This window comes from Pseudomonas sp. Rh2 (assembly GCF_040762985.1).
Taxonomy (GTDB): domain Bacteria; phylum Pseudomonadota; class Gammaproteobacteria; order Pseudomonadales; family Pseudomonadaceae; genus Aquipseudomonas; species Aquipseudomonas taiwanensis.
The window spans coordinates 1,153,601-1,166,132 of the sequence record NZ_CP142890.1 but is presented as its reverse complement, the minus strand read 5'-3'; the positions used below and the strand labels follow the sequence as shown (position 1 = coordinate 1,166,132).

Sequence of the window (12,532 nt, the reverse complement as noted above, 5' to 3'; positions counted from 1 at the left end):
TCACGAGAACCGCCATGAGCGAAGATCGATCGAGCAACGGGCAGAAGTCCTGGCTGGGTAAACTGACCCAGGCTTTTGCCCATGAGCCGAAAAACCGCCAGGAGCTCCTCGAGCTGCTGCGTGAAGCCCATCAGAACAAGCTGCTCGACAGCGAAGCGCTGACCATCGTCGAAGGTGCCATCCAGGTCGCGGACCTGCAGGTGCGCGACATCATGGTGCCACGCTCGCAGATGATCAGCATCAAGGCTACCCAGTCGCCACGTGAGTTCCTGCCTGCGGTGATCGACGCCGCCCACTCGCGCTATCCGGTGATCGGCGAAAGCCATGACGATGTGCTCGGGATCTTGCTGGCCAAGGACCTGCTGCCGCTGATCCTCAAAGAGAACGGCGACAGTTTCAACATCAAGGACCTGCTGCGCCCCGCCACCTTCGTGCCGGAATCCAAGCGCCTGAACGTGCTGCTGCGTGAATTCCGCGCCAATCACAACCACATGGCCATCGTCATCGACGAATATGGTGGTGTGGCGGGCCTGGTGACCATCGAGGACGTGCTTGAGCAGATCGTCGGCGACATCGAAGACGAACACGATGTCGAGGAAGACAGCTACATCAAGCCACTGCCAAGCGGCGACTTTCTGGTCAAGGCACTGACACCGATCGACAACTTCAACGAGTTCTTCGACAGCGAGTTCTCGGACGACGAGTTCGACACGGTCGGCGGCCTGGTGATGAGCGCCTTTGGCCACCTGCCAAAGCGCAACGAGACTACCGAGATCGGTTCCTACAGATTCCGTATTCTCAACGCCGATAGCCGGCGGATACACTTGCTGCGCCTGACACCGATCACCCGCTAAGGACAAACATGCGTTGGATCACCCGCCCCGGCTGGCCCGGTAACCTGCTGGCCATGGCGGCCGGCGCCTCCACTCTCCTGGCCTTGGCGCCATTCGACATCTGGCCGCTGGCCCTGGTGTCCATCGCCCTGCTCTACCTCGGCCTGCGCGAGCTCAGCCCGCGCCAGGCCATGGGCCGCGGTTGGTGCTTCGGCTTCGGCCTGTACGGTGCCGGCACCTGGTGGATCTACGTCAGCATGAACACCTATGGCGGTGCTTCTCCGCTGCTGGCGACTCTGCTGCTGCTGGCGTTCTTCGCGGCGCTTGCCTGGTTCTTCGCCTTGCCCACATGGCTGTGGGCGCGCTGGCTACGGCGCAATGAAGCGCCCCTGGCCGATGCGTTGTGCTTTGCTGCGCTGTGGTTGTTGCAAGAGGCCTTCCGAGGCTGGTTCCTGACCGGTTTCCCGTGGCTATACGCAGGCTATAGCCAGCTGGACGGTCCGCTGGCCGGGCTTGCCCCGCTGGGTGGCGTGTGGCTGGTGTCCTTCGTTCTGGCCATGAGCGCTGCGCTGCTGTGCAACCTGCCGCGTCTGCGGGCACGCCCGTCATTCCTGGCGGTCGGCATCGTGCTGCTGCTGGCACCCTGGGGCCTGGGCCTTGCGCTCAAGGGCCACGCCTGGACCACCCCGGTCGGCGACCCGCTCAAGGTCGCTGCCGTGCAAGGCAACGTCGAGCAGGACCTGAAGTGGGACCCCGCCCATATCGACGCACAGCTGGCGCTGTACCGCGACATGAGCTTCACCTCCAAGCCCGTGGACCTGCTGGTCTGGCCAGAGACAGCCGTACCGGTGCTCAAGGACCAGGCGCAGGGCTACATCGACGTGATGGGGCGTTTTGCCGCCGAGCGGCATTCTGCGCTGATCACCGGCGTACCTGTGCGGCAAGTGGTGCACCACCAGCGCCGCTACTACAACGGTATCACCGTCACCGGTGAGGGCGATGGCACGTATCTGAAGCAAAAGCTGGTGCCGTTCGGCGAATACGTGCCACTGCAGGACATGCTTCGGGGGCTGATCGAGTTCTTCAACCTGCCAATGTCCGACTTCGCCCGGGGACCTGAAGACCAGCCGCTACTGCAAGCCAAGGGCTACCAGATTGCGCCGTACATCTGCTACGAAGTCGTTTACCCGGAATTCGCCGCCGGCCTGGCTGCCCGCAGCGACCTGTTGCTGACCATCAGCAACGACACCTGGTTCGGCACCTCGATCGGCCCGCTGCAGCATCTGCAGATGGCGCAGATGCGTGCCCTGGAAGCTGGCCGCTGGATGATCCGGGCCACCAACAACGGGGTCACCGCGCTGATCGACCCATTCGGCAAGATCACCGCGCAAATACCGCAATTCCAGCAGGCGATCCTGTATGGCGAGGTGGTGCCCATGCAGCAACTGACACCTTATCTGCAATGGCGCTCGTGGCCGCTGGCGATCGTCTGTGCGCTGTTGCTGGGTTGGGCGTTGGCAGCCGGGCGGATCGCGAAGACCGTTTGACGACACGGGACAGGCGAGGGCTGCAGCGCAGCCCTTTCGCGTCGCATGGCCGCGCCCATCCAAGAACTTCGGGGCTTGGAAACAACAGTCCTGGGCAAGAGCCGAGAGCGTGCGGGGCACTGCTGGAGCCGGTTTGCCGGTGAACGGCCATCTCAATAGAACAACCGATACCCTAGCAACCCCACCGCCTCATTGAGCAACTGCCCGCTTTGCCACACCGCCCGGCTCTCCGGCAGCAACCCGCCAAACGGCCGCGCATGATCACGCCCAAGAAATCCCATCGGCGCCACCACCACCTCGAAGCCCGCCTGCTCGAAGCTCCAGCGCGAGCGCTGCATGTGCCATGCCTGCGTCACCAGCACTACCCGGCGAATACCCAAAGGCTGAAGCAGCCGGGCGCTGAGCTGGGCATTCTCCCAGGTCGTACGGCTGGCTTCTTCCTTCCATTTGACGCCAACGGCAAAGTCCTCCTGCAACCGGTCGGCCATCAACTGCGCCTCACTCGGCGGCGTGCCGTAGTGCAAGCCGCCGCTGGTCAGCACCGGCAGGCCAGAGGCCTTGGCCAGACGCGCCGCAAAGCGCATGCGCTCCAGCGCCAAGGCGCTGGGCTGGTCGCCACCGCCCCAGGCCGGATCGCCCCGTTCACGCCCGGCCCCCAGTACCACGATGGCATCGGCCCGGCTCGCCAGGCCCGCCCATTCACCAACAGCCAGAGGCGGTTCGGTCTCCAGCAAACGCGCCGACTCCTGCACCACCGCAGGCAGGCTCATCAACCACAAGCCTCCGAGCCCGACAGCAAAGCACAACGCCGCTAGGCGCGGGCGCCTGGCACGCAGCCACCAGGCAGCCAGCAAGAGCAGGAACAGGATGCCGGGTGGCATCAACCATTGTTTGATGAAGAATCGAATCGGCATTGGCACACCTCCATGGAAGGCGTGCAGCCTAAGAGGATCGGCGTCGGGCAACAAGAGTGCGACCGACGCCGATCATAGGGTGTATATCGAAGCACCGGCGCACGATGGCCTGCGCCTTTAATCCTGAACGGCTAACGATTTGGCAGCGTCCTGGATCTTGCCGTGCCGGTGGAGCGTCGCTTGTCCTTGAGCCAGATGATCTTTGCCGAGGCCGGCTCCGCTTGCGGGTATGCGCCAACGCAGGCATTTCGGCGTTCCGGGAGCGACTCCAGGTAGGCCTTGATCACTTCGAACTCTGCATGGCTCAAGCCGCGCAGTTCCAGCTCGGCGGGCATCTCGTCGCGCAATCGTACCGAGGTCCTGGCAACTTCCAGCGCCAGCCCAAGACGGTCGATCAGGCGTTCGTAAAGCTCCGGTTTGATTGCGGGTAGCTGCGTCTCTCCCATCCGTTCACCTCATTGAAGATAAGAATATCTCCCCCCAACCATGAGCTTAGCGTCACTGCAAAAAGCAGCCGACCCCTGCGACCAGCGGACGTTCGCAATCAGGGTTTCCCACGATGTGCGGCGCTGCTGTATGCTACGGCGTTCACGCTCACGACACCGGAGTGCCGGACGCAGCGAGGTTCCGCTGCCTGGAACAAGGTCTCTTCTCTCTCAGCCAAAAGTAGCCATGCACGAACAATACACGCCCCGTGATATCGAAGCCGCCGCCCAGAAGTTCTGGGACGAGCAACAATCGTTCGCTGTTACCGAACAGCCAGGCAAAGACACCTACTATTGCCTATCGATGTTCCCGTACCCGAGCGGCAAGCTACACATGGGCCACGTTCGCAACTACACCATCGGCGACGTGATTGCCCGCTACCAGCGCATGCTGGGCAAGAACGTCCTGCAACCGATGGGCTGGGATGCTTTCGGCATGCCCGCGGAAAACGCCGCGATGAAGAACAACGTCGCGCCGGCCAAGTGGACGTACGAAAACATCGACTACATGAAGACCCAGCTCAAGAGCCTGGGCCTGGCCATCGACTGGGCACGTGAGGTCACCACCTGCAAACCCGACTACTATCGCTGGGAGCAGTGGCTGTTCACCCGCCTGTTCGAGAAAGGCATCATCTACCGCAAGAACGGTACCGTGAACTGGGACCCGGCTGACCAGACCGTACTGGCCAACGAACAGGTCATCGATGGCCGTGGCTGGCGTTCGGGCGCGCTGATCGAGAAGCGCGAAATCCCGATGTACTACTTCCGCATCACCGACTACGCCGACGAGCTGCTGGAAAGCCTCGACGAGCTGCCGGGCTGGCCTGAACAGGTCAAGACCATGCAACGCAACTGGATCGGCAAGTCGCGCGGCATGGAAGTGCAGTTCCCCTACGACCAGGCGAGCATCGGCCACGAAGGTACCCTGAAGGTCTTCACCACCCGTCCGGACACCCTGATGGGCGCCACCTATGTCGCCGTCGCCGCCGAGCACCCGCTGGCCACCCAGGCCGCCCAGGGCAACCCGGCGCTGCAGGCATTCATCGACGAATGCAAGAGCGGCAGCGTTGCCGAAGCCGACATGGCCACCCAGGAGAAGAAAGGCATGGCCACTTCCCTGCTGGTCGAGCACCCGCTGACCGGCGAGAAGCTGCCGGTCTGGGTCGCCAACTACGTGCTGATGCATTACGGCGACGGCGCTGTAATGGCTGTTCCAGCCCACGATGAGCGCGACTTCGAGTTCGCCCACAAGTACAACCTGCCAGTCAAGGCAGTGGTACGCACCAGCGCTGGCGACGAAGTCGGCAGCGAATGGCAGGCGGCCTATGGCGAACACGGCCAGCTGATCAACTCCGGCGAGTTCGACGGCCTGGACTTCGCGGGCGCATTCGACGCCATCGAAGCAGCCCTGATCCGCAAGGAGCTAGGCAAATCGCGCACTCAGTTCCGCCTGCGCGACTGGGGTATCAGCCGCCAGCGCTACTGGGGCTGCCCGATCCCGATCATCCACTGCCCATCCTGTGGCGACGTTCCAGTACCAGAAGACCAACTGCCGGTCGTCCTGCCGGAGAACGTGGTACCGGACGGCGCTGGTTCGCCGCTGGCGCGCATGCCCGAGTTCTATGCGTGCACCTGCCCGAAATGCGGCACCGCAGCGAAGCGCGAAACCGACACCATGGACACCTTCGTCGAGTCCTCCTGGTACTTCGCCCGCTACGCATCGCCCAACTACGACAAGGGCCTGGTCGACCCGAAAGCGGCCAACCATTGGCTGCCAGTCGATCAGTACATCGGCGGTATCGAGCACGCGATCCTGCACCTGCTGTACGCGCGCTTCTTCCACAAGCTGATGCGCGACGAAGGCCTGGTCACCTCCAACGAACCGTTCAAGAACCTGCTGACCCAAGGCATGGTGGTCGCCGAGACCTACTACCGCGTTGCCAGCAACGGCGGCAAGGACTGGTTCAACCCGGCCGACGTCGAAGTCGAGCGTGATGCCAAGGCCAAGATCATCGGCGCTCGCCTGAAGACCGATGGCCTGCCGGTAGAAATCGGCGGCACCGAGAAGATGTCGAAGTCGAAGAACAACGGCGTCGACCCGCAGTCGATGATCGAAGCCTACGGCGCCGACACCTGCCGCCTGTTCATGATGTTCGCCTCGCCGCCCGACATGAGCCTGGAGTGGTCCGACTCCGGCGTCGAAGGCGCAAGCCGCTTCCTGCGCCGTGTCTGGCGTCTGGCCCAGGCCCACGTTACCCAGGGTCTGCCGGGCAAGCTGGATGTCGCCGCCCTGGACGACGCGCAGAAGGTCATTCGCCGAGCCATCCACGCTGCGATCAAGCAGGCCAGCAATGATGTCGGCCAGTTCCACAAGTTCAACACCGCCATCGCCCAGGTGATGACCGTGATGAACGTACTGGAAAAAGCCCCGCAGGCCACCGAACAGGACCGCGCCCTGCTGCAGGAAGGCCTGGAAGCCGTGACCCTGCTGCTGGCCCCGATCACCCCGCACATCTCCCATGAGCTGTGGAAGGCACTGGGCCATGACCAGGCCGTGATCGACGCCAGCTGGCCAGTTGTCGATGAAAGCGCACTGGTGCAGGACACCGTGACCCTGGTCGTCCAGGTCAACGGCAAGCTGCGTGGCCAGGTGGAAATGCCGGCCGCCGCAAGCCGCGAGGAGATCGAAGCCGCAGCCCGCAGCAACGAGAACGTCCTGCGCTTCACCGACGGCCTGACCATCCGCAAGGTCATCGTGGTACCGGGCAAGCTGGTCAACATCGTCGCCAACTGATGGCAACGCCCGCCCGCAGCCTATGCGGGCGGGCGGAATCGGCTCACAAGGGAGCAACAACATGATCAAACGCAATCTGCTGGTAATAGGCCTGGCCGTCGTGCTCAGCGCCTGTGGTTTCCAGCTGCGCGGCACCGGTACCACCGAGCTGAGCGTCAAAGAGATGGACGTCAGCGCGCGCAACGCCTACGGCGAGACCGTGACCCAGCTGCGCGAAGTGCTGCAGCGCAGTGGCGTCAACGTTCACGCAGGCGCACCCTACCGCTTGGTGCTGACCAACGAGAAAGAAAGCCAGCGCGCCGCGACCTACAGCGGTGGCAACCGCTCGGCCGAATACGAGCTGACCACCGAGCTGGACTACAGCATCCTGGGCCTGAACAACCTCGAACTGCTCAGCGACAAGCTGGAAGTCCGCAAGATCTACATCCACGACGGTTCCAACATCACAGGTTCCGACCAGGAAGCCGAACAGGCCCGCACCGAGATGCGTCGCGACCTGGTGCAAGCCATGGTCGTGCGCCTGCAGATGCTGACGCCGACGCAGCTTGACCAGTTGCAGCAGGAAGCCGACGAACGCGCCAAGGCAGAAGCCGCCGCACTGGAGGCCGCTCGCCGCCAGCAGGCCGAGACGCCACAGCAATCGCCGCTGGAAGTTCCGGGCAACTAAGCCCGTGCGGGGCGCCCCAGGGTGCCCCGCCTGTTTCCCATGAAGCTCTCCCCCGCCCAACTCAACAAGCACCTGCAAGGTGCCCTGGCGCCGGTCTATGTGGTCAGCGGTGACGATCCGCTGCTGTGCCAGGAGGCCGCCGATGCCATCCGTACCGCAGCCCGTCAGCAAGGCTTCGACGAACGCCAGGTGTTCAGTGCCGACGCCAACTTCGACTGGGGCACCCTGCTCCAGGCGGGCGCCAGCCTCTCCCTGTTCGCCCAGCGCCGCCTGCTGGAGTTGCGCCTGCCCTCGGGCAAGCCCGGCGACAAGGGCGCCAGCGCGCTGATGGAGTACTGCGCCAAACCTGCCGAGGACACCCTGCTGCTGATCAGCCTGCCCAAGCTGGACGGCAGCGCGCAGAAGACCAAATGGGGCAAGGCGCTGATCGAAGGGCCCCACTGCCAGTTCATCCAGATCTGGCCGGTGGATACTCAGCAACTGCCACAGTGGATCAATCAGCGCCTGTCCCAGGCTGGCCTGTCGGCGCAGCGCGATGCCGTCGACCTGATCGCCGCACGGGTCGAGGGCAACCTGCTGGCCGCCGCCCAGGAAATCGAAAAGCTCAAGCTGCTCGCCGAAGGCAACCAGATCACCGTCGAAACCGTGCAGGCGGCAGTTGCCGACAGCGCCCGCTTCGACGTATTCGGGTTGGTCGATGCCATTCTCAATGGCGAGGCAGCCCACGCCCTGCGCATGCTCGAAGGCCTGCGTGGCGAAGGTGTCGAGCCACCCGTGATCCTCTGGGCGCTGGCCCGCGAGTTGCGGTTGCTGGCGGGCCTGGCGCAGCAGTTCAGCCAAGGCGTGCCGCTGGACAAGGCCTTCAGCCAGGCGCGACCGCCCGTGTGGGACAAACGCCGCCCCTTGGTCAGCAAGGCCCTGCAGCGTCTCTCCGCGCAGCGTTGGGCGCAATTGCTGCAGGACGCCCAGCGTATCGATGCGCAGATCAAGGGCCAGGCCGAGGGCTCGCCATGGACGGGGCTTGCCAGGCTATCGCTGTTGATGGCCGGACAGCGTCTGGTCCTGCCCCCCGAATGAGCCTCTTGGCCGACACGCAGCTCCTGCACACCCGCCAGGTACCAGAGTGCCGTGACGACGAACCACGGCGATAGGCCGCCGGACCATAAACACAATCAATTGGCCTCACCCTGCCCACAGGCCTACAGTGCGCCCCGACACCCACCCCAACGGGAATTGCACCATGAGCAAAAAGCCGAAAAAGCACGGGCCCAACAAGGCCAAGTCCATCGTCGCCCAGCCCCTGTTCCGATGCCGACAAGAACGACCGAACAAGGGCAAAGGCAGCTACCGCCGCGAAGCCTTCCAATCGAGAGATTGGGAGGCTTCGTACTTTTTGGCAGCATGAAAGCATCGCGAGCGCAGGCATGGTATGGTCGGCACCTGACCTGCAATTCTGGATCTGTGCATGCTTCTCAGTCTTCGCCCTCGCTGGAAAACCCGCCAACTGATCGTGGCATCCAGCCTCATCCTGCTCGTCGCCTGCGCGGAGAAACCCACCGCCGCCGACGCCCTGCCGCTGGCACCCGCCCAGCCCGCCCCGGTAGTGACGCTGCCTACCGCAACGCCTGACGTCAGCACTGAAATCCAGCCTCTGCAAACCTTCGCCCAGTGGCAGGCCGGTTTCCGCCAGCAAGCCCTGCAAGCCGGTATTGCGGCCAACACCTTCGACCGTGCATTCCTTGGCGTGACGCCAGACATGGACGTGATCAAGGCTGACCGCAGCCAACCTGAATTCACCCGTCCGGTATGGGAGTACCTCGAAGGTGCCCTGTCGCCGCTGCGCGTACGCAACGGCAAGAAGCTGCTGGAGCAGAACGCCGAACTGTTGAGCCGCATCGAGCAACGATATGGTGTCGACCGCCAGGTGCTGGTCTCGGTATGGGGCATGGAGAGCAACTTCGGCCAGTTCCAGGGCAACAAGTCGGTGATCCGCTCGCTGGCTACCCTGGCCTATGAAGGCCGCCGCCCACAGTTCGCCCAGGACCAACTGATCGCTGCCCTGCAAATCCTGCAGAACGGCGACATCCAGCCAGACGCCATGCGCGGCTCCTGGGCCGGTGCCATGGGCCAGACCCAGTTCATCCCGACCACCTACAACACCCATGCAGTGGATTTCGACGGTGATGGCCGCCGGGATATCTGGAACAGCACCCCCGACGCCCTGGCCTCCACCGCTCACTACCTGCAGAGCTCGGGCTGGAAACGCGGCCAACCGTGGGGCTTCGAGGTCCAGCTGCCGGCCGGCTTCGATTACTGGCAAGCTGATGGCGCGCTGCGCAAGCCTGTCTACGAGTGGCTGCAGATGGGCGTGAAACTGCCCGCCGGCACGCAGTTGCCTTCGGGCAGCAACCAGCTGTCTGCCGCACTCCTGCTGCCGGCCGGCGCACGCGGCCCGGCGTTCCTGGTCCTGGACAACTTCCGCGCGATCCTCAAGTACAACAACTCGTCGTCCTATGCCCTGGCCGTGAGCCTGCTGGGGGACCGGTTCAGTGGCTGGGGCTTCATCGCCGGCAGCTGGCCGAAGGAAGACCTGCCGCTGAGCCGGACCGAGCGCGTTGAACTGCAAAACCTGCTCAACGCCAGCGGCCATGAAGCAGGCAATGCCGACGGCATCATTGGCGCGAACACCCGCAAGGCCATTCGTAATGCCCAGCAAGGGCTGGGATGGCCGGCGGATGGGTATCCGACGCACAAGTTGCTCGAGAGCCTGCGTCAGCAGTGATTCTGGAGGAGTGCTTTGCACTCCATCGCCGGCAGGCCGGTTCCTACAGCGCACGTGTGTATCCGTAGGCGTCTGCTTGCCGCTGATTAGCCCGCAAGTCATCCACAAACCCACCGCACTCGCGTAAACTGCCAGCCTTCGCGCAGCCTCGGGCTGCCCCTGTCGATTTACCAAAGGTGCCCGCCATGCCTTGGCTGCAAGTACGCCTGGCCATCAGCCCGGAACAAGCCGAAACCTACGAAGACGCCCTGCTCGAAGTGGGCGCCGTCTCGGTGACGTTCATGGACGCCGAGGATCAACCGATCTTCGAGCCCGACCTCAACACCACCCCACTGTGGTCGCACACCCATCTTCTGGCCCTGTTCGAAGCCGACGCCGAGCCGGAGCATGTGTTCGCCCACCTGCGCCTGCTGACCGGCGATACGTTGCCCGAGCACCACGCCGAAGTGATCGAGGACCAGGACTGGGAGCGTAGCTGGATGGACAACTTCCAGCCGATGCGCTTCGGCCAGCGCCTGTGGATCGTGCCAAGCTGGCACGAGGCGCCCGAGAAAGACGCGGTCAACCTGCTCCTCGACCCCGGCCTGGCATTTGGTACCGGCACCCACCCGACCACCGCCCTGTGCCTGGAATGGCTCGATGGCCAACAGCTCAAAGACACCCAGGTGCTGGATTTCGGCTGTGGCTCGGGCATCCTGGCCATCGCCGCGCTGCTGCTGGGCGCCCGTGAAGCGGTCGGCACCGACATCGACGTACAGGCCCTGGAGGCCTCGCGCGACAACGCCCAGCGCAACGGCATCGCCGATGAGCGCCTGGCCCTGTACCTGCCTGAAGACATGCCGGCCATGCAGGCCGACGTGTTAGTCGCCAACATTCTGGCCGGCCCGCTGGTTTCGCTGGCACCGCAGTTGTCTGGCCTGGTTCGTCCAGGTGGCCTGCTGGCCCTGTCGGGCATTCTCGCCGAGCAAGGCGAAGAAGTGGCCGCTGCCTACGCCGCCGACTTCGAGCTGGACCCGATCGTCGTCCGTGACGGCTGGGTGCGCATCAGTGGTCGCCGCCGATAGGCAGGCCTAGAATAAGTCTCTGCACAGCTCCCGGATTGCCGCATGACCGACAGTTTCGTCACCCAGTGCCCGCATTGCCAAACCAGCTTTCGCGTCACCCATCACCAGTTGAGCGTGGCGCGCGGCGTAGTACGTTGCGGCCACTGCCTGCAGGTGTTCAATGCGGCCAAGCAACTGTTGGAGCAAAACCGTGCTGGCGCCGCTCGCGCGCCCGTACCGCCAGCAGAGCCTGTCGCGGCACCTGCTCTCGCGCCGCTACCGCCGGTCAGCGAGCCTGCTGCCGAGCCGCAAGACTGGGCTGCCACCGCGCAAGCGCTGGACGCACTCGACCTGGACCAGGAACTGGCCCGACTCGAGCGCCGTGGCCAACCGGCAGAGCCACACATCCCGAACAGCGACAGGGCACTGCACGCCCGTCGTGACGAGCCCGCCCCGCCCGATCTGGCAGACGAGCCGTTCGGCAACGCCATCGACGAACCACCTGAACCGCTCGAACCCCAAGCTGCGGCCGAGCCTGCCCCCGTCTTGCTGGAGCAGGAGCCACTGGAACGGGAGCCTGAACCCGGCGACCGCACCGAGCCGACCCTGGGCACGACCCTGGACCTGGATTTCGACGACGAACCGCCAGCGCGCTCAAGCACCGAGGTCGAGCCGCAAGAGACCTTCAGCGAGCCGCTCTCGGTAGCCGAGGATGAAGTCCACGTCAAAGGCCTGAGCGCCCGTGACGATGACGACACCGACCTGCACCTGTCGGCCCGTGACGACGAACCGTTCGAGCCGATGCCGGGCGAGCGCATCGAACCCGACCTGGTCGCCAAGGCCGAGCGCCCGGCGCGCAAGGAACCCCTGGTCGATGTGGTCGACGACCCGCTGCAACTGGACTGGGAGAAACCCCGACCCAACTGGGGCAAACGTCTTTTGTGGGGCCTACTGACGCTAGTGGCCGCAGGCCTGCTGGCCTTCCAGTACATCTGGTACCACTTCGACGAGATGGCCCGCCAGGACCAGTACCGTCCTTGGTTCCAGCAAGTCTGCCCGCTGCTGGGCTGCGAGGTGCCGACCCGCGTCGACATATCCCGCATCAAGAGCAGCAACCTTGTGGTGCGCAGCCACCCCGACTTCAAGGGTGCACTGATCGTCGATGCGATCATCTACAACCGCGCGCCCTTCGCGCAGCCATTCCCGCTGCTGGAGCTGCGCTTTGCCGACCTCAACGGCCAGTTGATCGCCAGCCGTCGCTTCAAGCCCAGCGAGTACCTCTCCGGGGAGCTGGCCGGGCGTGGCGAAATGCCCAGCCAGACCCCGATCCACATCGCCCTGGACATTCTCGACCCGGGCCCCAAGGCCGTGAACTACAGCCTCAGCTTCCGCTCTCCCGAGTGACCGGCGGTGTCGGGCCGGCATCTTGCCGGCGCTGGCCTGCTGTCGCAAACCTTCGGGCATAAG

At 64.3% G+C, this 12,532-nt stretch carries 11 protein-coding genes; 9 read left to right on the top strand and 2 right to left on the bottom strand.

The features are described 5' to 3' along the window. Positions 1 to 14: 14 nt before the first annotated feature. Together VXM67_RS05235 and lnt are read left to right on the top strand one after the other, a co-directional pair. Positions 15 to 854, top strand: coding sequence for an HlyC/CorC family transporter (locus VXM67_RS05235; protein ID WP_023378556.1), 840 nt, complete (start codon positions 15 to 17; stop codon positions 852 to 854). Between the two features lie 8 nt (positions 855 to 862). Then, positions 863 to 2,380: an apolipoprotein N-acyltransferase gene (gene lnt, locus VXM67_RS05230; RefSeq protein ID WP_023378555.1), complete on the top strand. Its 1,518-nt coding sequence runs from the start codon at positions 863 to 865 to the stop codon at positions 2,378 to 2,380. Between the two features lie 152 nt (positions 2,381 to 2,532). Here the strand turns inward: lnt and VXM67_RS05225 are convergent, their stop codons facing one another. Both VXM67_RS05225 and VXM67_RS05220 read right to left on the bottom strand, forming a co-directional pair. Continuing rightward, on the bottom strand, positions 2,533 to 3,294 hold the full coding sequence (locus VXM67_RS05225; protein ID WP_027907992.1) for a YdcF family protein: 762 nt from the start codon (positions 3,292 to 3,294) through the stop codon (positions 2,533 to 2,535). A 131-nt stretch (positions 3,295 to 3,425) separates the two neighbouring features. Beyond that, entirely contained in the window at positions 3,426 to 3,740 is a 315-nt protein-coding gene (locus VXM67_RS05220) for a hypothetical protein (RefSeq protein ID WP_023378553.1), read from the bottom strand. A gap of 226 nt (positions 3,741 to 3,966) precedes the next feature. On the opposite strand from VXM67_RS05220, the gene leuS reads away from it, so the two are divergent. The 7 genes from leuS (at position 3,967) to VXM67_RS05185 (ending at position 12,469) form a co-directional block, all read left to right on the top strand. Further along, positions 3,967 to 6,573 (top strand): leucine--tRNA ligase, encoded by a 2,607-nt coding sequence (leuS, locus tag VXM67_RS05215; protein ID WP_023378552.1) that lies wholly within the window; start codon positions 3,967 to 3,969, stop codon positions 6,571 to 6,573. A 61-nt stretch (positions 6,574 to 6,634) separates the two neighbouring features. After that, on the top strand, positions 6,635 to 7,240 hold the full coding sequence (gene lptE, locus VXM67_RS05210) for an LPS assembly lipoprotein LptE (RefSeq protein WP_023378551.1): 606 nt from the start codon (positions 6,635 to 6,637) through the stop codon (positions 7,238 to 7,240). A gap of 39 nt (positions 7,241 to 7,279) precedes the next feature. After that, positions 7,280 to 8,317, top strand: coding sequence for a DNA polymerase III subunit delta (holA, locus tag VXM67_RS05205; RefSeq protein ID WP_027907991.1), 1,038 nt, complete (start codon positions 7,280 to 7,282; stop codon positions 8,315 to 8,317). Positions 8,318 to 8,480: 163 nt separating this feature from the next. Continuing rightward, positions 8,481 to 8,645 carry an alternative ribosome rescue factor ArfA gene (arfA, locus tag VXM67_RS05200; RefSeq protein WP_023378548.1) on the top strand — a complete coding sequence of 55 codons (165 nt, stop codon included), beginning with the start codon at positions 8,481 to 8,483 and terminating at the stop codon, positions 8,643 to 8,645. A 60-nt stretch (positions 8,646 to 8,705) separates the two neighbouring features. After that, entirely contained in the window at positions 8,706 to 10,022 is a 1,317-nt protein-coding gene (locus tag VXM67_RS05195; RefSeq protein ID WP_027907990.1) for a lytic murein transglycosylase, read from the top strand. A gap of 185 nt (positions 10,023 to 10,207) precedes the next feature. After that, positions 10,208 to 11,086 carry a 50S ribosomal protein L11 methyltransferase gene (prmA, locus tag VXM67_RS05190; RefSeq protein WP_023378546.1) on the top strand — a complete coding sequence of 293 codons (879 nt, stop codon included), beginning with the start codon at positions 10,208 to 10,210 and terminating at the stop codon, positions 11,084 to 11,086. Positions 11,087 to 11,128: 42 nt separating this feature from the next. After that, entirely contained in the window at positions 11,129 to 12,469 is a 1,341-nt protein-coding gene (locus tag VXM67_RS05185; RefSeq protein WP_367237532.1) for a DUF3426 domain-containing protein, read from the top strand. Positions 12,470 to 12,532: the final 63 nt, after the last annotated feature.